Here is an 18,013-nt window from a genome sequence, read left to right as displayed (position 1 = left end):
GTCGGTCAGCCCTGTCGCGCGGTCGAATCCCGCACGACGAGTTCCGGCTGGAACACCACGCGCTCCCGCTCGGACTGTCCCCCCGCCTCGCGCAGCATCAGATCGACGGCCGTGTAGCCGATGAGCTCGGCAGGTTGGCGGATCGAGGAGAGCGGGACGACGGCCGCCGCGGCGAAGTCGATGTCGTCGTAGCCGATGAGGGCGATCTCCTCCGGCACCCGGATGCTGCTGCGCATCATGAGCGCCTGCAGCACGCCCATCGCGAGCAGGTCGTTCGCGGCGAAGACGGCGTCCGGTCGCTCCTCGGGTGCGCGCGCGCTCAGGGTCTCGCCGGCAGCACGGCCGGCGAGCACGCTCAGCGAGTCGGTCAGGATGACCTCGAGCGAGACCCCGGCCTCGTTCGCCGCCCTGCTGGCGCCCTCGAGCCGGTCGACCACCTGGCGGATGCTCATCGGTCCGCCGACGAAGGCGATGCGCCGTCGACCCAGGCTCGCGAGGTGCTGCACGGCGAGGTAGCCGCCGCCCACGTCGTCGACCGAGACCGAGGAGAAGCTCTCGTCGGCGACTTCTCGATCGACGAGCACCACGGTCGTGCCCCGATCACGCAGCCGACGCAGGCGTGGGAGGTCATCGGCGAGCGGGGAGATGAGGAGGCCGGCGATGCGCTGCTCCTCGAACAGATCGATGTAGGCGCGCTCGCGTTCGACCTTCTCGTCACTGTTGCCGAGTGTGACCGTCATCTTGGCCTCGGCGGCGCGTTCCTCCGCACCGCGGGCGATGTCGGTGAAGAAGGGGTTCCGCACGTCGAGCACGACGAGACCGATCGAGCGGCTGTGGCCGGCTCTGAGCTGTCGGGCTGCGTCGTTGCGCACGAAGCCGAGCTTCTCGATGGCCGCGGTGACCCGTTCCACCGTGGCGGGGGAGACCTTGTCCGGGTGGTTCAGGACGTTGGAGACGGTCCCGACGGAGACGGATGCGGCGAGAGCGACATCTCGAACACTGACGACCACGACCTCTTCCTTCCCGCGGCATCCGCGAAACCTTCCCTGAAACGTACCACTGCCCATTCTGTGACTTGACAGCACGCCCGCGAGGGTCGTAATTTACAGATGCTCCACTCTTTAAAACGATTCAATCCGCAGGGATGATCCTGCAGTTTAGGTCCGATCAATGACGATTCCCTCTGGGGTTCCCGCCGCTCCGCCGGCGCTCGAACTCCGCGACATCCGCAAGTCGTTCGGCGCGGTGGTCGCTCTCCGTTCCGGAACGCTGTCGGTCGACGGCGGTTCCATCCACGCCCTGGTCGGCGAGAACGGCGCGGGCAAGTCGACCCTCGTGAAGATCGTCGCCGGTCTTTACCAGCGCGACGACGGGGTGTTCCGGTTCCACGGCGAAGACGTGGACTTCTCCTCGACCGCGCAGTCGAAGAGCGCGGGCGTCGCCGTGATCTACCAGGAGCCGACGCTCTTCCCCGATCTGTCCGTCACCGAGAACATCTTCATGGGGCGCCAGCCGACCGGTCGCTTCGGACGGATCGACCGCAAGGCGATGCGGCACGAGGTCGAGCGTCTCTTCACCCGACTGGGCGTGACCATCGATCCCGACCGTCCGGCGGAGGGACTGTCGATCGCCGACCAGCAGGTCATCGAGATCGCGAAGGCCGTCTCCCTCGACGCGAGCCTGCTCGTCATGGACGAACCCACCGCCGCGCTGTCCGGCGTCGAGGTCGAGCGTCTCTTCACGATCGCACGCAGCCTCGGCGACGAGGGCCGCGCACTCATCTTCATCTCGCACCGCTTCGACGAGGTGTTCGCCCTCTGCGACACGGTCACGGTCATGCGCGACGGCGCCTACATCGCCACCAGTGCGATCGCCGACACCTCGGTCGAGGAGATCGTGCACCAGATGGTCGGCCGCGAGGTGACCGAGCTGTTCCCCAAGCAGGAGACCAGGGTCGGCGGTCCGCTGCTCGAGGTCGAGAACCTCACCAGCCCCGGCGTCTTCCACGACATCTCCTTCACCGTGCGATCGGGCGAGATCGTGGGCCTGGCCGGTCTCGTCGGCGCCGGCCGCAGCGAAGTGGCTCGTGCCGTTTTCGGCGTCGACCCCTACCGCGCGGGGACAGTCACGATGCAGGGGGCCCGCATCCCTCGCGGTCGTCCCACCGACGCCATGCGCGCCGGCCTCGCGCTCGTCCCCGAAGACCGCCGCAAGCAGGGACTCGTGATCGAATCCGGCGTCGGCGGCAACATCACCCTCTCGATCCGCCGCCAGCTCGCGAAGCTGGGATTCATCACCACGAGGATCGAGAACCGCGCGGCCCGGGAATGGGCCACCAGGCTCGAAGTCAAGACACACGCCCTCGACACGGTCGCCGCCACGCTCTCCGGCGGCAACCAGCAGAAGGTCGTCCTCGCCAAGTGGCTCGCGACGCAGCCGAAGGTCCTCATCATCGACGAGCCCACCCGCGGAATCGACGTCGGCACGAAGTCCGAGGTGCACCGGCTGCTCTCCGAGCTCGCGGGGCAGGGCATGGGAATCCTCATGATCTCGTCCGAGCTGCCGGAGGTGCTCGGCATGGCCGACCGCGTCCTCGTCATGCGCGAGGGGCGGATCACCGCAGAGATCGCCCGCTCGGAGGCCACTTCCGAGAATGTCATGTACGCCGCGACGCACGCATCGGAGCTCTCCTCGTGACCACCGCCATCCCCGTCTCCTCGATGACGAAGAGGCTCTCCGCGCTCGGCAGGGCGCGGGAGTTCGGCATCCTCCTCGCCCTGGCGCTCGTGATCATCGCCGCCACGACGAACAACTCCAACTTCCTGTTCAGCCCCGACGGCTGGCGTGACCTGCTCCTCACACCGTCGATCCTCGTGCTCGTCGCCGTCGGGCAGGCCATCGTCCTCATCACCCGCAACGTCGACCTCTCGGTCGGCTCGGTCATGGGGCTCACCGCCTACCTCACCGGTCGCCTGTTCATCGACGTCCCCGGCATCCCGATCGTCATCGTGGTCGTGGCGGCCGTCGTCTTCGGAGCCCTCCTCGGACTCATCAACGGCGCGCTGGTGGCCTTCGCCAAGGTGCCCGCCATGGTGATCACCCTCGGCACGCTCTACGCCTACCGCGGCATCAACGTGCTGTGGACCGGCAGCGACCGGGTGAACGCCTCCGACATGCCGAAGGACTTCCTGGCTCTCGGCACCGGGCAGCTCGTCGGCATCCCGATCCTCACGATCGTGGCCCTCATCGTGCTCGCCGGTGCCGCCTGGTACATGAAGAACACCCGCGGCGGCCGCGAGTACTACGCGATCGGCTCCGACCCCGCAGCGGCCGAGCTGTACGGCCTCCGCGTCACCCGCCGCGTGCTGACCGCTTTCGTCGTCTCGGGCGCTCTCGCCGGTCTCGCCGGAGTGTTCTACGCCGCCCGCTACGGCACCATCAACTCGCAAGCCGGAGCCGGATGGGAGCTCGACGCGGTGGGCGCGGCCGTGATCGGCGGCGTCGCCATCACCGGCGGGATCGGCTCGGTGTGGGGCGCGGCGATCGGCGCGGTGCTGCTGCTCACGATCAACCGGGCCCTTCCGATCCTCGGCATCCCCGACTTCTGGCAGCGCGCCGTCGTCGGCCTCCTGATCATCGGCGCGATCGTGCTCGACCGCGTCCTCGCCGTCCGCCAGAAACGACGGCTCATCGAAGCGAGGGACAAGTCATGACCGCCGCGACCACGACCGCGACCACCCGGGTCATCCGCGACTTCGACAAGCCGCTCTGGCGCCGCGTCCTCCTCACCAGGGAGATGGCGATCGTCGCCCTGCTCGTCCTCGTCGTCATCGTCTCCGCGAGCACCGTCCGCGGCTTCGGACAGCCGATCACGCTGACCTACCTGCTCCTCGACATCGCCCCGATCCTCTTGATCGCCCTGCCGATGACGCTCGTGATGATCACCGGCGAGATCGACCTGTCGGTCGGCAGCATGGTCGGGCTCTCCAGCGTCGTCACCGGAGCCCTGGTGCAGGGCGGGATCCCCTTCGAGGTCGCCGCCCTGGCGGCCCTGCTTGTCGGTCTGGTCGGCGGGGCGTTCAACGGGTTCCTCGTGACGGTGGTCGGCCTGCCGTCGCTCGCCGTCACGATCGGAACGCTCGCGCTCTTCCGCGGGCTCGCGGTCGGGGTGCTCGGCACGGCGGCGGTCACGGAGTTCCCCGAGTTCTGGACCGACCTCGCCAAGGCGAAGCTCGCCGGCACGACGATCCCCGTGGTCATGATCCCGTTCCTGCTTCTGCTGGTGGGCTTCATCCTCCTGCTGCACTACACATCGTTCGGTCGTGGCGTGTACGCGATCGGCCTCTCGAAGGACGCCGCGCGGTTCTCGGGGGTGCACGTGGAGCGGACGAAGTTCATCCTCTTCGTGCTCTCCGGAGTGGTCGCCGCGTTCGCCGGGGTGTTCTACACGCTCCGCTACGGCAGCGCGCGAGGGGACAACGCCACCGGGCTCGAGCTGCAGGTGATCGCGGCGGTCGTCCTCGGCGGAGTCTCGGTGTTCGGCGGACGGGGAAAGATCTACGGAGTCGTCGCCGCCGCCCTCCTCATCGGCTCGCTCGCCAGCGCGCTGCGCCTGATGAACGTGACCTCCGACGTGATCAACATCATCACCGGCGCCCTCCTGGTCGTCTCGGTGGTGGCCGCAAGCTTCCTGGCCTGGTTGCAGAAGACCCGTCGCCGGCCGGGACGTCCATCCACCGGCGCCACACCCACAGCTTCATGACGCCGACGCCGCAGTCGCGGCACCCCCTCACGAAAGGAACAGAACAATGATGTTTGCACGCAAGCGTGTGACCGCGTTCGCCGCCCTCGCGGTGGCCGCAGCGGTCGCCCTGTCCGGATGCGCGAGCACCGGCGGCGACGACGGCGCCGGCGACGGCGGAGACGGCAACCTCGCCATCACCTTCCTGCCGAAGAACCTCGGAAACCCCTACTTCGACACCTCGAGCAAGGGCGGCAAGGCGGCCGTCGAGGAGTTCGGCGGCACGTTCGCCGAGGTCGGACCGGCCGAGGCCACCCCCGACGCACAGGTCAGCTACATCAACACCGCCACGCAGCAGGGCGTCGGAGCGCTCGTCGTCTCGGCGAACGACCCGAAGGCGATCTGCGACGCGCTGAACGAAGCGCGCGACGGCGGCGTGAAGGTCGTCACCTTCGACTCCGACACCAACCCGGAATGCCGCGACGTCTTCATCAACCAGGCGGACTCCGAGGGCATCGCGAAGGTGCAGGTCGACCAGATCGCCGAGCAGATCGGCGGCGCCGGAGAGATCGCGATCCTGTCGGCCTCGGCCAACGCGACCAACCAGAACGCCTGGATCGACCTGATGAAGGAGTACCTCGCCAGCGACTACCCCGACATCACGCTCGTCGAGACCGTCTACGGCGACGACGACGACCAGACCTCGTTCGACAAGACCGCGGCCCTGCTGCAGACCCACCCGAACCTCAAGGGCATCATCTCGCCCACGACGGTCGGCATCGCCGCAGCCGCCCGCTACCTGTCCACCTCGGACTACAAGGGCAAGGTCGCCCTGACCGGTCTCGGCACCCCGAACCAGATGCGCGAGTACGTCGAGGACGGCACCGTCACGTCGTTCGCCCTGTGGAACCCGGAAGACCTCGGCTACCTCGCGGCCTTCGCGGCGCAGGCGCTCATCGAGGGCGACATCACCGGCAAGAAGGGTGACACCTTCACCGCGGGCGACCTCGGCGAGTACACGGTCGGCGACGACGGTGTCGTGCTGCTCGGCGACCCGTTCGTGTTCAACGCCGACAACATCGGCGAGTTCGACTTCTGATGAACACCGAGCGCCCGGCCGGCACAGTGGGTCGGCCGGGCGCTCGCAGAAAGGCCCTCATGACCCGCGTATGCGTGAAGCTCCAGGTGCGACCGGAGCTTCTGGACGAGTACCGCGAACGTCACGCGCCCGTGTGGCCCGAGATGCTCGCCGAGATCGCGGCGGCCGGACGCCGCAACTACTCGCTCTTCCTCGCCCCCGACGGTGAGCTCATCGGCTACTACGAGACCGATGACGACGCGGCGGCCCAGGCGTATCTCGCCGCGTCGCCCGTCGCCGCGCGCTGGGAGGCCGAGATGGGCCGCTTCTTCGTCGGCCTCGACGGCCGACCGGACCAGGCCGCCCCCACACTTCCCGAGGTGTTCCACCTCGAAGACCAGCTCTCCTCCTCCGGTCTCCAGAACGAAAGCAGTGCATCGTGAGCATCCTCACCCCTCTGAACCTCGCCATTCTCGAGCAGCAGAGCATCGAGCTCCCCAGCTGGGCCTTCGGCAACTCCGGCACGCGTTTCAAAGTGTTCGGAACGCCGGGCACCCCGCGGGATGCGTGGGAGAAGATCGCCGACGCCGCCCAGGTCAACCGCTACACGGCACTCGCCCCCGCAGTAGCGCTGCACATCCCGTGGGACGTGGTGGACTCGTACTCCGACCTGAGAAAGCACGCCGAGGACCACGGGGTGACGCTCGGCACGGTCAACTCCAACACGTTCCAGGACGACGACTACAAGTTCGGCGCCCTCACGCACGAAGACCCGGCCATCCGCCAGAAGGCGATCGACCACCATCTCACCTGCATCGACGTGATGGACGCGACCGGCAGCCGTGACCTCAAGATCTGGTTGGCCGAGGGGTCGAACTACCCCGGCCAGGCCGACATGCGCGGGCGTCAGGACCGCCTGCAGGACTCGCTGCAGAAGATCTACGACCGCCTCGGCGACGACCAGCGCCTGGTCCTGGAGTACAAGTTCTTCGAGCCGGCGTTCTATCACACCGACGTCCCGGACTGGGGCACCTCGTACGCCCAGGTGAGCGCCCTGGGGGACAAGGCGATGGTGTGCCTCGACACGGGCCATCACGCCCCCGGCACGAACATCGAGTTCATCGTGATGCAGCTGCTGCGCCTCGGCAAGCTCGGATCGTTCGACTTCAACTCGCGCTTCTACGCCGACGACGACCTGATCGTGGGGGCGGCCGACCCGTTCCAGCTGTTCCGCATCCTCTTCGAGGTCATCCGCGGCGGGGGTCTGAACAACCCCGACGTCGCGTTCATGCTCGACCAGTGCCACAACGTCGAGGACAAGATCCCCGGCCAGATCCGCTCGGTGCTGAACGTGCAGGAGATGACGGCTCGCGCGCTGCTCGTCGACCGTGACGCTCTCGCCGCCGCGCAGAAGTCGGGCGACGTGCTCGCCGCGAACGCCGTCTTCATGGATGCCTTCTACACCGACGTGCGTCCGGCCCTCGCCGAGTGGCGAGAGTCGCGCGGCCTTCCCGCCGACCCGATGGCCGCCTACCTCGCCTCCGGCTACCCGCAGAAGATCGCCGCCGAGCGTGTGGGTGGCGTGCAGGCCGGCTGGGGCGCCTGACCGCGCAGCCGCTGGTGATCGGTGCGCCGCCCGTGCTCAGGCCCGGGCGGCGTACTGCTGCCGGATGAGGGGGCGGTGGTCGACCGCGAAGTCTTGCGCGTCGCCGTCGCCCCACGACGGGCGCTCGCCGGTGAGGGCCCAGGCTGCCTGGACCGCGGCTCCGCGGGCGACGGCCTCATCGATGCCCGGCACCACGATCGGCACGTCGAACACCTGCGCGGCGATCTGCGACACCGCGGGATTGCGCGCAGCACCACCGATGAGCAGGATGCGTGCGGCCGGCACCCCGCACCGACGGATCGCATCGAGGCCGTCGGCGAGACCGCACAGCAGCCCTTCCACCGCGGCGCGGGCCAGCGTCTCGCGCCGCGTCGAGGCGAGCGACATGCCGAACAGGGTGGCCGTGGCATCCGGGCGGTTCGGGGTGCGCTCCCCCTCGAAGTAGGGCTGCAGCACCAGGCCGTCCGCTCCGGGTTCGGCTTCCAGCGCCAGGCGGGCGAGTTCGCCGTGATCGACGCCGAGCAGCCCGGCCACGGCATCGAGCACGCGCGCCGCATTGAGCGTGGCGACGAGAGGCAGGTGATGGCCGCTGCCGTCGGCGAAGCCCGCCACGACTCCTGTCGGATCGGCGATGGGGCGTTCGGAGACGGCGAAGACCGTGCCGCTCGTACCGATCGAGATCACCGCGTCGCCGGGTCGGGCGCCGAGCCCGAGTGCACCGCCGGCATTGTCGCCCAGCCCGGCGCCGACCACGGCACCCGCGGGCGTGATGCCCATCCGCTCAGCGGGTCCGAGCACGCGGGGGAGGACCGGGACGCGACCGAACGCGCGCTCGAGCAGGTCCCGGTCGTAGGTGCCGGTGGAGGCGCTCCAGTACGCGGTGCCGCTCGCGTCGGAGCGGTCGGTGGCGAGGGCGTCGAGGTCGGGACCGAGGTCGGACGCACCGACGGGCCCATACCCGCGCAGTCGCCAGGAGAGCCAGTCGTGGGGGAGGGCGACGGCGGCGACCCTGGCCGCGTTCGTCGGCTCCTGGTCCCGCAACCACCGCAGCTTGGCGCCCGTGAACGACGCCACGGGGACGACTCCGACCCGGCGCGCGTAGTCCTGGGCGCCGACCTCCGCGACGAGCGCCGCCGCCGCATCCGCACTGCGCACGTCGTTCCAGAGCAGGGCGTCGCGGACGACGTTCCCCTGGGCGTCGAGTGCGACGAGGCCGTGCTGCTGCGCGGCGATCGAGATCGCGGCGACGTCGTCCAGTCCGCCGGCGTCGACGATCGCCTGCTGCAGGGCCGTCCACCAGGCCTCGGGATCGACCTCCGTGCCGGACGGATGCGACGCTCGTCCGGTGCGCACGACCTCCCCGGTCGCCACATCATGCACGGTCACCTTGCAGCTCTGCGTGGACGAATCCACCCCGGCGACGTATGTCGACCGCATCCGCTTCTCCCTCATCCGTGAACGACCCGAGCCGCGAAGACGCCGAAGCATCCTCGCGGCTCGGGTCCGTCCGTCACTCCGACTGGCCGGTGAGACCCTCATAAGCGATGTTGCCGCTCTTGAGGTTCTTGTTGGTCATCTCGCTGAGGTTCTTCAGGAACGCGTCGCGCTCCGTGACCACGTGGCCGATCGCCTCATCGACGTTGTCCTTCGTGATCGCGGGCATCAGGTAGATGGGGTTCTCCTTGACGTCCTCCCCGCGCACGATGGCTGCCGCGTACGCGACGCCGGCCGACAGCTCGACCGTGCCGTTCTGCAGCGAGGTGCCGATGAAGTCGCCGTTCTTGACGGCTTCGAGGCCGTCGGCGATGCCGTCGATGCCCACGATCGGCACGTCGGTCATGCCGGCTTCCTTGAGGGCCTGCAGGGCGCCGAGGCCCATGTCGTCGTTCTGGGCGATCACGCCGTCGATGTCGTCGCCGAACGCCGAGATCCAGTTGCTGACCTTGTTGACGGCCTCGTCGCGCTTCCAGTTCGCGGTGTCCTTGGCGAGGACCTTCACGTCGGGGTTCTCGGCGAGCACCTTGTCGATGCCCTTGCCGCGGTTGATCTCGCCCGATCCGCCGAGGGGGCCCTGCAGGATGATGACGTTGCCCGTGCCCCCGAGGGCATCCATCATCATCTGCGCTTCCTGCTCGCCCGCAGCCACGTCGTCCGGCTGCACCGAGCCGGTGAGGTCTTCGCTGTTGAGCGACGCGTTCACGTCGAAGAAGGGGATGTCGGCAGCCTTCGCGGCGGCGATCTGCGGCTGCAGCGAGTCGGCCTGCACGGGGATGACCACGATGGCGTCGACGCCGGCGGTGACGTACTGGTCGACCTGGCTCGCCTGTGTGTTGACGTCGAGACCTGCGGAGTTCCACAGGATCTCGATGTTGTTCTCCTCGGCGTAGCGCTCGATGCCCTCTTTGCCCTCGGTGACGAACGACGACATGTCGTAGACGCTCACGCCGATGGTGATGCGCTCCTGGCCGCTGTCGTCTCCGCCGCCGGCGTTCGCGTTCGGGTCGCCGGCGCCGCACCCGGCGAGCATCAGCGCGGCGACGGAGGTGACGGCGAAAGCCGCGGCGATGCGGCTCTTCTTGGTGAACATGGGATTCCTCTCGTTGGGTGGTGCGATGAAGCAGGGTCTTCGTCGTGATCGGTCAGCGGCTTCGTCGTCGGGTCGCCCACACGTCCACGGCGACCGCCGCGACGATGAGCACGCCCTTGATGACCTTCTGCCAGTAGGCGGGGACGGTCAGGATGTCGAGACCGTTGTTGAGGGTCTGGATGAGGAGCAGGCCCAGGGCCGTGCCCCAGATGGATCCGCGACCGCCGAGCAGGCTCGCCCCGCCGATCACGACGGCGGCGATCGCGTCGAGCTCGTACCCGACGCCGAGGTTCGGCGCACCGAGGGTGACACGGCTGGCGAGCATGACGCCGGAGATGCCGGCGAGCATGCCGGAGATGGCATACACGCTGAAGATGGTGCGACCCACGTTGATGCCCGCGATGCCCGCGGCGATCGGGTTGCCGCCGATCGCGTAGACGCGCATGCCCCAGGTGGTGCGGCGCATCACGATGGCGAGCCCCAGGATGCCGACGATCATCAGGATGACCGGCAGCGTGAGTCCGCCGAACTGGGCATTGGCGATACGGGAGAAGTCGGCCGGCAGCCCGGTGATGGGGGCGCCGTTGCCCGCGACGTAGGCGACGCCGGACGCGAGCGTCAGCATCCCGAGTGTCGCGATGAACGGGGGCACCTTGATCACCGACACCACGAAGCCGTTGATGGCGCCGGCGATGAAGCCCACCACGACGCCGGCGACGATCGCGAGCCAGATCTGATCGGGGAAGGCCTTGGCGGTGAGGCTGCCGAACACGGCGGCCGCGGCGATCACGCTGCCGACCGACAGGTCGATGCCGCCGGTGAGGATCACGAGTGTCTGTCCGAGCGCGATCAGGGCGAACGGGGCGGCGGCGACCAGGATCGTCTGCAGGTTGTCGACCGTGCCGAAGCGCGCGCTGCGGTAGAGGAAGAACGCGATGATGAGCACCATCACGATCACCATCGCGTAGCGGATCGCGAGGTCGCCGAACCAGGTCGGGCTGAAGCGCTTCACTTCCGACTCGGGCACGAAGGTCTGCGCGGCGGTGCGGGTGTCGGTCATTGGTCGTCCTTTGCGGAAGGGGCGGTACCGGAAGGCGTGGTGCTCGACGGCATGTCGGAGATGTCGAGTCCACTCGCGAGTCGGAAGATGCGGTCCTGCACGTCGGGCTGCTGCAGCGAGGCGCGGTCGAGCTCGGCCACCACGCCGCCGTCCTTGAGCACGAGGGCGCGGTGCGACAGGGCGAGGATCTCGGGCATGTCGCTCGAGGCCATGACCACGGCCATGCCGGAAGCCGCGAGGTCGGTGATGATGCGGTAGATCTCGCTGCGGGCGCCGATGTCGACGCCGCGGGTCGGTTCGTCGAGCAGCAGGACTTTGACCTCGCCGGTGAGCCAGCGGGCGAGCACGACCTTCTGCTGGTTGCCGCCCGAGAGCGTCTCCATGAGCTGTCCGAGGCCGCGGCTGCGCAGGCGCACCGAGCTCATCACCTCGGAGACGGCGTCCACGCGGCTGCGTCCCTTGAGCCACCCGGCGACGGAGAACTGGCCCATGCGCGGCAGTGTGGCGTTGGCGAGGATGTCCATGCTGAGCACGGCTCCCGCGCCCTTGCGGTCTTCGGGCACGAGGGCCATGCCCGCCGTGATCGCGTCGGCGGGGCGGCCGCGGCGCACGCGGCTGCCGCCGACCGTGATCTCGCCCGCCGTCGAGGAGCGCACCCCGAAGAGGGCCTCGATGAGCTCGGTGCGTCCGGCGCCGACGAGGCCCGCGAGCCCGACGATCTCGCCGCGCCGCACCTGCAGGTCGACCGGCTGCGGGGCCGGCGTGTACTCGAGCCCGCGCACCGAGAGGGCGATGTCGTCGGAGGCCGGCGGCAGGTCGGGGAACAGATCCTCGAGCTCCCGCCCGATCATCGCGGTGACGATGTCGTCGTCGCTGAGCTCCGAGAGCGGCTCATCGGCGACCAGGCCGCCGTCGCGGAGCACCACGACCCGGTCGGCGATCGCGCGGATCTCCTCCATCTTGTGCGTGGTGAAGAGGATCGCGACGCCGCGGTCGCGCAGCATGCGCATGCTCTCGATCAGACGGGCGACTTCCCGTTCGGCGATCGCGCTGGTGGGCTCGTCCAGCAGCAGCACCCGGGCACCGGTGCTGGTGGCCTTGACGATCTCGACGATCTGGCGCAGTCCCACCGGCAGCGATCCCATGCGCGCCTTGGGGTCGATGTCGACGCCGAACTCGGCGAGCATCTCCCTGGCCTCCCTCGCCATGCGGCGCCGGTCGACGAGGCCGAATCGGCCCCGGAGTTCTCGACCGACGAAGATGTTCTCATACACCGTGGTGTCCAGGATCGAGGCGAGCTCCTGGGGCACGATGGCGATGCCGCGCTGGTGGGCGTCGCGGGCAGAACCTGCGGTGAGCTCTTCGCCGCGCACGAGCACACGCCCGGCATCGGCCTTCATCTGCCCGGAGGCGATCTTCATGAGCGTCGACTTGCCGGCGCCATTCTCTCCCGCGAGCGCGGTGACGGTGCCGGGCACGAGATGCAGACCCACGCCCTTGAGCACGGGCACCCCGCCGAACGCCTTGCGGATGTCGACGCACGCGAGCATGTCGGGCTGCTCGTCGAGGGCGATGTTCCCTGTGTGTCCGAGGTCGGTCATGATTCTCTCGCGTGCTCGCGGTCGGGGCGCACGATGCTCTTCAGCGTCGTGGGGTGCGAGGCGGAGTCGAGCGCCTCGCGCACCTCGGCGAGTCCGAACGATCCGGTGACCAGCGCATCGAGGTCGACGGCCCCGGAAGCGACCAGCTCGATCGCGGTGGGCCAGGTGTTCGCGTAGCGGAAGATGCCGGTGACGATCAGCTCGCGGTTCTGGATCGTGGAGACGGGGAGCGCGATCTCATCGGCGCCCATGCCCACCAGAACGGCGACGCCGCCGGGTTTCAGGGCCGAGATGCCCTGCTTCACGGCGACGGGGGAGCCGGAGGCGTCGATGAACGAGTCGTACCCCGAGCCGAGCGGACCGGCCGCAGGGTCGACGGCCTCGGTCGCGCCGAACCGGAGGGCGACCTCGCGACGCTCGGCCATCGGGTCGCTGATCACGATCTCGGTCGCGCCGAATGCCCGCGCGGTCTGCGCGGTGACGATGCCGATGGGGCCGGCTCCCGTGATGAGCACCCGGCTCCCCGGGCGCACGCCCGCCTTCTGCACGGCGGCGATGGCGACCGACAGCGGCTCCATGAGCGCCGCGGCGTCGTCGCTCACGGAGTCGGGCACCGCGTAGGCGAAGTCGCCCTGGATCGCGGCATATTCGGCAAACGCGCCGTCGATCGGCGGGGTGGCGTAGAACTCGATCTGCGGGCAGAGGTTGTAGCGGCCGCTGCGGCAGAACTCGCACACGCGGCACGGGTGCTGCGGCTCGATCGAGACGCGCTCGCCCACGCGGGAGTCGTCGATGTCGGTGCCGACCGCCACGATCGTGCCGCCGGCCTCGTGGCCGAGCACGAGCGGCTCCTCGACGACGAAGTCGCCGATGCGTCCTTCGTGGAAGTAGTGGACGTCCGAGCCGCAGATGCCGACCGCGTTGACCCGGACGATCACCTGATCGGCGGCCGGGGCTGGAACGGGGCGGGTCTCGACCGTGAGCTCGCCGGCTCGCACCAATACGCTCGCACGCATGGTCGTCGGCAGGTCAGTGCGCTTCATCGGGCTCCTCGTGGTGCGGCGGTGCGGTCGTGCAGTCGTGATTGCTCGACCGACATTAGCCATGCTCGACGGATGAGACAACTGACCGCTCAGATGAGCGCGAACGCCGGAACCGGGATATGCTGATCGGACCTGACCGACGCGAGGGGAAGAGGCGACATGGGACCCGATGAGCTGGTGCGGATCTCGCACGTCGCACGCCGGCACTACCTGGACGGGCGGACGAAGATCGAGATCGCCGAAGAGCTCGGTCTCTCCCGCTTCAAGATCGCCCGGATGCTGGAGGATGCGCTCGAGCAGGGGCTCGTGAAGATCACGATCGAGGCTCCGGACTCCCTGGATCTCGACCTGTCGATGCAGCTGCGCGCGCGTTTCGGTCTGACCCGCGCTCTCGCGGTGATCACCCCGGGAACGACGCCCGACCTGATCCAGGATCGTCTGGGACGTGCGGCCGCCGATCTCCTCAGCGAGATCGTCACCGAGGGTGATGTGCTCGGTCTCACGGCGGGGCGCACGCTGACCGCGATGGCCGGCCACCTGCGCACCCTGGCGACGTGCGAGGTCGTGCAGCTTGCCGGGGTCGCCGCCCCGACCCCCGAGAACGGCGTCGAGGTGATCCGTCAGGTCAGTCGCATCTCGGGCGGCCGATCCCGCGCCATCTTCGCCCCGCTCCTCGTGGAGACCGCGGCGACCGCCTCGGCTCTGCGCCGAGAACCCGGCATCATGGAGACCTTCCGTCGGTTCGACTCGGTCACCAAGGCCGTCGTCGCGATCGGCTCCTGGAGTCCGCCCGACTCGCAGCTCTACGACAATGCCGGGCGTGCGGGTGCGCTCGACGAGCTGCTGGCGGCGGGAGTGAAGGCCGAGATCTGCGCGACGCTCATCGACGAGAACGGCGCGGTCGTGGGGTCGGTGGCCGAGCGGTCGCTCGCGGTGTCCACCGAGCAGCTGCGGCGCATCCCCGAAGTGATCGCGGTGGCGGGTGGCCCCTCGAAGACGGGCGCCGTCGCCGCGGCTCTGCGCTCCGGGATCATCGATTCCCTGGTGACCGACGCGGCTCTCGCGCGGCGCCTGCTCGAGACCTCGGTCTGAGCCGGGCGCGGCTCGTCCCGTCAGCGCAGGGCGGGTTCGTGGCGTCGGAGGTCCGTCGAAGCGCGCACGATGCGGCGCAGGTCGCCGAGGCCTCCGCGCACCTCACCGTGCGCGCGGGCCTGCACCAGGATGTTGCCCATCGACGTCGCCTCGGACGGCCCCGCCACCACGGGGCGACCTGAGCGGTCGGCGACGGCCTGGGCGAGGATCGACGACTCGGAGCCGCCGCCGACGAGATGGATCACCTGCACGTCGACTCCGGAGAGCGCTGCGGCCTCCTCGACCTGTCGGGCCACGAACGCCCCGAGGCTCTCCAGCACCAGCCGCACGACGGCGGCGCGATCGGTCGGCATGCGCCCGCCCGCCTCGGCGACGAGTTCGGCGATGCGTGCCGTCATCTGTCCAGGACGCAGCAGACGAGGGTCGCCGGTGTCGACCAGCACGCCGGTGCTCGGGGCGGCGTCCGCGCGGGCGAGCAGTTCTCGGCGGGCGGCGGTGCTGCGGGCTCCCCAGCCGTCGAGTCCCCATTCCCGCACGCATTCGTTGACGATCCAGAGGCCCGCGGCGATCCGCAGGAACCGCACGGTGCCGTCGAGACCGAGCTCGTTGGTGAACCCCGCCTCGCGGGCTCGGTCGCTCGTGATGAGGTGATCGACCTCGACCCCGGTGAGGATCCACGTGCCGCATGAGACGAAGGCGAAGTTCTCGTCGTGGGCCGGCACGGCGATCACGGCGCTCGCGGTGTCGTGCGAGGCGACGGTGGTGATGTCGGTGGTGTCGCCCGGGGCCAGGATCCCCTCCGTCACGTGGCCGGTCACCGTGCCGGGCTCGACGGTCTCGGGGAAGATCCGTGACGGCAGGCCCAGCGCCTCGATCCGCCGGGCGTCCCAGTCGTTGCCGCGGGGGAGGGCGAGGCCGGTGCTGGAGACGTTCGTCGCCTCGGCGACCTCTTCGGCACCGAGCCAGTGCGCGAGGAGGTCGGGCATCAGCAGCATCCGCTGCACCGTCTCCAGGCGTCCGGCCTCGCGGTCGGCCATCAGCTGGTAGATCGTCATGATCGGGAGCGCGGTGACCCCGGTCTCCCGGAACGCGTCGGCGGCGGGCAGGATCGCCTCGACGAGGGGGAAGCTGCGATCGGTGCGCGCGTCGCGTTGGTGGAAGGGGGCGTCCAGGAGGCCGTCGTAGGCGAGCAGTCCGTAGTCGCCCGACCAGGCGTCCACTCCGACGCTGGTGAAGGCGTGCCCTTCCTGGCGGAGTCTGGTGAGGCCGGCGACCGCGTCACGGTACAGCCGCTGGGCGTCCCACCGCAGTCCGAGTTCATCCGTGAACGCGCGGTTGCGGAACCGGTGCACCCCGTCGATCCGCAGTCTCTCCCCATCGACGGTCGCGCTCACGACACGACCGCTGGACCCGCCGAGGTCGACGGCGGCAGCTCGGAAGGTCGCCGAGCCGAGGGGCAGTTCGGGCATGCCCCTCAGCCTATGGTCCGGGCCCATGGTCCGGTGGGCTCTCACACGCTGGTGTAACCGCCGTCGATGAGGATGCTCTGCCCCACGACATAGCTCGACCGCTCGCTCGCGAGATAGACCAGGAGGTCACCGAGTTCTTCGGGCTCGCCCATCCGTCCTGCGGGGATGCGCCGCACCCACTCGTCGGCCATCTCGGGGTTCTCCGCGACGAAGTCCCGGGTCATGTCGCTGGCGAAGTATCCCGGGGCGATGGCGTTGACGCGGATGCCGTGCGGCCACCACTCGATCGCCGCGCTCTTGGTGAACATCGACACGGCGGCCTTCGACGTGTTGTAGACCGCCTGGGTCTGCGGGATGTTCACCGCGAACGCCGACATCGACGACACGTTGACGACGCTGGCCGGGTTGCCCCTGGCGGACTCGACGTGCCGACGCGCGAACTCGCGGCTCGTGACGAAGGTGCCGGTGACGTTGACGTCGAGCACCCGCCGCCAGTCCGCAGGCGTGGTGTCGAGAAGGGGGGTGCCCAGGGTGATGCCCGCGCTGTTGACGAGCACGTCTGCGACGTCCAGGTGCTCCGAGACGGCGTCGAAGGCCGCGGCGACGGATGCTTCCGAGGTGACGTCGACGCTGACGCCGATGCACCGCCGTCCCGTCGCGGCCTGCAGGGTGTCGGCAGCATCGGCGACGGTGTCGAGGCGGTCGAGGAGGGCGACATCGGCCCCGGCGGCGGCGAGGGCTTCGGCCATGGCATAGCCGAGACCCCGCGCTCCGCCCGTGACGACGGCGACGCGGCCGAGAAGAGGTTCCGTGGTGTTTCCGAGCATGAGCAGAGCCTAGTCGCGGCGCTCACCTCGCGACACCAGCCGCTCATATGAGCGGAATGGATCGGTGTCGCACCTCGCGCGATCTGACTCGCCGTGCGCACCGGATAGATTCCTCCCATGGCTCTTTCCGGCAATCTCGAGGCGCAACGACGTCGAGACGAACTCGTCGAACTCGCGAACGGTCCGCAGGGCGTGATGATCGAGGCTGCCGCGGAGCTCTTCTCGGTGTCGTCGATGACGATCCGGCGCGACCTGCTCGAACTCGAGGCCGAAGGTCGGGTGCGTCGGGTGCGGGGTGGGGCGACGGCGGCCCCCCGCGCGCGCCCGTTCGATGCGCGTCGGGCGATCAGGGCGAGCGCGAAGCGGGCCATCGCCGAGAAGGCGCTGCGGCTGGTTCCCACCCACGGCAGCATCGCGCTCGATGCCTCGTCGACCGTCAACATGCTCGCCTCGGTGATCGGCCCCCGCGCGGGGCTCGCCGCCTACACGAACTCGTTCGAGTCGTTCCAGGTGCTGCATCCGCTCGACGGGGTGACGGCGGTGATCTCCGGTGGCACCGCAGAGCCCACGACCGGCAGCCTCGTCGGCCCGATCGCGCGTCGGAGCATGCGGTCGGTCTACTTCGACATCTTCTTCTCCTCGGCGGACGCGCTCGACGGCGCCGACGGCACCTCCGAGGTGTCGGTGGAAGAAGCCGAGCTGAAGCAGACGATGGCCGCGAACGCCGGCACCACGGTGGTGTGTGTCGACTCCAGCAAGCTCGGGCGGCGATCCGTGGCCCGCGCGCTCGAATGCGAGGAGATCTCGGTGCTGATCACGGAGCTCGATCCCGGCGACGAGCGGCTGGATGCCTTCCGCGAGACCGCTGACATCCTCTGACCCCTCCTCCCGCAGCCTTCCAGCCTCACC

Annotated in this window: 16 protein-coding genes; 8 read left to right on the top strand and 8 right to left on the bottom strand. The window is 69.3% G+C overall.

Annotated elements, in window-relative coordinates; all coding sequences use genetic code 11:
* Positions 1-5 precede the first annotated feature (5 nt).
* Complete coding sequence (locus ACFVWL_RS05490) at positions 6-1,010, bottom strand: LacI family DNA-binding transcriptional regulator (protein ID WP_387179540.1); 1,005 nt, start codon at positions 1,008-1,010, stop codon at positions 6-8.
* A gap of 160 nt (positions 1,011-1,170) precedes the next feature.
* Here ACFVWL_RS05490 and ACFVWL_RS05485 point away from each other — a divergent pair, with 160 nt between their 5' ends.
* From ACFVWL_RS05485 to rhaI, 6 genes are read left to right on the top strand one after another with little or no spacing between them, the layout of a single operon-like run.
* Positions 1,171-2,697, top strand: a complete 1,527-nt coding sequence (locus ACFVWL_RS05485) for a sugar ABC transporter ATP-binding protein (protein ID WP_387179538.1) — start codon at positions 1,171-1,173, stop codon at positions 2,695-2,697.
* 23 nt (positions 2,698-2,720) lie between these two features.
* Entirely contained in the window at positions 2,721-3,713 is a 993-nt protein-coding gene (locus tag ACFVWL_RS05480) for an ABC transporter permease (protein WP_387180927.1), read from the top strand.
* Entirely contained in the window at positions 3,710-4,762 is a 1,053-nt protein-coding gene (locus tag ACFVWL_RS05475) for an ABC transporter permease (protein ID WP_387179535.1), read from the top strand. The genes ACFVWL_RS05480 and ACFVWL_RS05475 overlap by 4 nt, the downstream gene beginning before the upstream one ends.
* Before the next feature lie 46 nt (positions 4,763-4,808).
* Positions 4,809-5,840 (top strand): rhamnose ABC transporter substrate-binding protein, encoded by a 1,032-nt coding sequence (gene rhaS / locus ACFVWL_RS05470; protein ID WP_387179532.1) that lies wholly within the window; start codon positions 4,809-4,811, stop codon positions 5,838-5,840.
* A 59-nt stretch (positions 5,841-5,899) separates the two neighbouring features.
* Positions 5,900-6,262 (top strand): L-rhamnose mutarotase, encoded by a 363-nt coding sequence (locus tag ACFVWL_RS05465; RefSeq protein WP_387179529.1) that lies wholly within the window; start codon positions 5,900-5,902, stop codon positions 6,260-6,262.
* A complete protein-coding gene (gene rhaI / locus ACFVWL_RS05460; protein ID WP_387179526.1) occupies positions 6,259-7,425 on the top strand; it encodes an L-rhamnose isomerase in 1,167 nt (388 codons plus the stop codon). Before ACFVWL_RS05465 ends, rhaI begins: the two co-directional genes overlap by 4 nt.
* Positions 7,426-7,461: 36 nt before the next feature.
* On the opposite strand, the gene xylB is transcribed toward rhaI, so the two are convergent.
* From xylB to ACFVWL_RS05435, 5 genes are all read right to left on the bottom strand, one after another.
* A complete protein-coding gene (xylB, locus tag ACFVWL_RS05455) occupies positions 7,462-8,862 on the bottom strand; it encodes a xylulokinase (protein ID WP_387179523.1) in 1,401 nt (466 codons plus the stop codon).
* A gap of 73 nt (positions 8,863-8,935) precedes the next feature.
* Positions 8,936-9,952, bottom strand: a complete 1,017-nt coding sequence (locus ACFVWL_RS05450; protein ID WP_387180924.1) for a substrate-binding domain-containing protein — start codon at positions 9,950-9,952, stop codon at positions 8,936-8,938.
* Between the two features lie 112 nt (positions 9,953-10,064).
* The gene (locus ACFVWL_RS05445; protein ID WP_387179520.1) at positions 10,065-11,072 is read right to left on the bottom strand and encodes an ABC transporter permease; all 1,008 of its coding nucleotides are present in this window, start codon (positions 11,070-11,072) and stop codon (positions 10,065-10,067) included.
* A complete protein-coding gene (locus tag ACFVWL_RS05440) occupies positions 11,069-12,673 on the bottom strand; it encodes a sugar ABC transporter ATP-binding protein (RefSeq protein ID WP_387179517.1) in 1,605 nt (534 codons plus the stop codon). The genes ACFVWL_RS05445 and ACFVWL_RS05440 overlap by 4 nt, the downstream gene beginning before the upstream one ends.
* On the bottom strand, positions 12,670-13,716 hold the full coding sequence (locus ACFVWL_RS05435; RefSeq protein ID WP_387179514.1) for an NAD(P)-dependent alcohol dehydrogenase: 1,047 nt from the start codon (positions 13,714-13,716) through the stop codon (positions 12,670-12,672). Before ACFVWL_RS05435 ends, ACFVWL_RS05440 begins: the two co-directional genes overlap by 4 nt.
* 159 nt (positions 13,717-13,875) lie before the next feature.
* On the opposite strand from ACFVWL_RS05435, the gene ACFVWL_RS05430 reads away from it, so the two are divergent.
* Positions 13,876-14,808, top strand: coding sequence for a sugar-binding transcriptional regulator (locus ACFVWL_RS05430; protein WP_387179511.1), 933 nt, complete (start codon positions 13,876-13,878; stop codon positions 14,806-14,808).
* 20 nt (positions 14,809-14,828) lie between these two features.
* On the opposite strand, the gene ACFVWL_RS05425 is transcribed toward ACFVWL_RS05430, so the two are convergent.
* Positions 14,829-16,277 carry a rhamnulokinase family protein gene (locus tag ACFVWL_RS05425; RefSeq protein ID WP_387179509.1) on the bottom strand — a complete coding sequence of 483 codons (1,449 nt, stop codon included), beginning with the start codon at positions 16,275-16,277 and terminating at the stop codon, positions 14,829-14,831.
* A 41-nt stretch (positions 16,278-16,318) separates the two neighbouring features.
* Entirely contained in the window at positions 16,319-17,104 is a 786-nt protein-coding gene (locus tag ACFVWL_RS05420; protein WP_387179506.1) for an SDR family NAD(P)-dependent oxidoreductase, read from the bottom strand.
* 117 nt (positions 17,105-17,221) lie between these two features.
* On the opposite strand from ACFVWL_RS05420, the gene ACFVWL_RS05415 reads away from it, so the two are divergent.
* Positions 17,222-17,983, top strand: coding sequence for a DeoR/GlpR family DNA-binding transcription regulator (locus tag ACFVWL_RS05415; protein WP_387179503.1), 762 nt, complete (start codon positions 17,222-17,224; stop codon positions 17,981-17,983).
* Positions 17,984-18,013 lie beyond the last annotated feature (30 nt).

The sequence above is a fragment of the Microbacterium sp. NPDC058269 genome (genome assembly GCF_042881445.1).
Classification (GTDB): domain Bacteria; phylum Actinomycetota; class Actinomycetes; order Actinomycetales; family Microbacteriaceae; genus Microbacterium.
Note: the sequence above shows the minus strand (reverse complement) of the source record. Positions and strands in the feature narration are given on the sequence as shown.

Excerpts from the sequence above, each read along its gene's own strand:
- ACFVWL_RS05485 (WP_387179538.1), top strand. The coding sequence starts at position 1,171 with ATGACGATTCCCTCTGGGGTTCCCGCCGCTCCGCCGGCGCTCGAACTC.
- ACFVWL_RS05450 (WP_387180924.1), bottom strand. The coding sequence starts at position 9,952 with ATGCTCGCCGGGTGCGGCGCCGGCGACCCGAACGCGAACGCCGGCGGC.
- ACFVWL_RS05475 (WP_387179535.1), top strand. The coding sequence starts at position 3,710 with ATGACCGCCGCGACCACGACCGCGACCACCCGGGTCATCCGCGACTTC.
- ACFVWL_RS05425 (WP_387179509.1), bottom strand. The coding sequence starts at position 16,277 with ATGCCCGAACTGCCCCTCGGCTCGGCGACCTTCCGAGCTGCCGCCGTC.
- ACFVWL_RS05465 (WP_387179529.1), top strand. The coding sequence starts at position 5,900 with ATGACCCGCGTATGCGTGAAGCTCCAGGTGCGACCGGAGCTTCTGGAC.
- rhaS (WP_387179532.1), top strand. The coding sequence starts at position 4,809 with ATGATGTTTGCACGCAAGCGTGTGACCGCGTTCGCCGCCCTCGCGGTG.
- ACFVWL_RS05415 (WP_387179503.1), top strand. The coding sequence starts at position 17,222 with ATGGCTCTTTCCGGCAATCTCGAGGCGCAACGACGTCGAGACGAACTC.
- ACFVWL_RS05440 (WP_387179517.1), bottom strand. The coding sequence starts at position 12,673 with ATGACCGACCTCGGACACACAGGGAACATCGCCCTCGACGAGCAGCCC.
- ACFVWL_RS05435 (WP_387179514.1), bottom strand. The coding sequence starts at position 13,716 with ATGAAGCGCACTGACCTGCCGACGACCATGCGTGCGAGCGTATTGGTG.
- xylB (WP_387179523.1), bottom strand. The coding sequence starts at position 8,862 with ATGCGGTCGACATACGTCGCCGGGGTGGATTCGTCCACGCAGAGCTGC.
- ACFVWL_RS05445 (WP_387179520.1), bottom strand. The coding sequence starts at position 11,072 with ATGACCGACACCCGCACCGCCGCGCAGACCTTCGTGCCCGAGTCGGAA.
- ACFVWL_RS05420 (WP_387179506.1), bottom strand. The coding sequence starts at position 17,104 with ATGCTCGGAAACACCACGGAACCTCTTCTCGGCCGCGTCGCCGTCGTC.
- ACFVWL_RS05480 (WP_387180927.1), top strand. The coding sequence starts at position 2,721 with ATGACGAAGAGGCTCTCCGCGCTCGGCAGGGCGCGGGAGTTCGGCATC.
- ACFVWL_RS05430 (WP_387179511.1), top strand. The coding sequence starts at position 13,876 with ATGGGACCCGATGAGCTGGTGCGGATCTCGCACGTCGCACGCCGGCAC.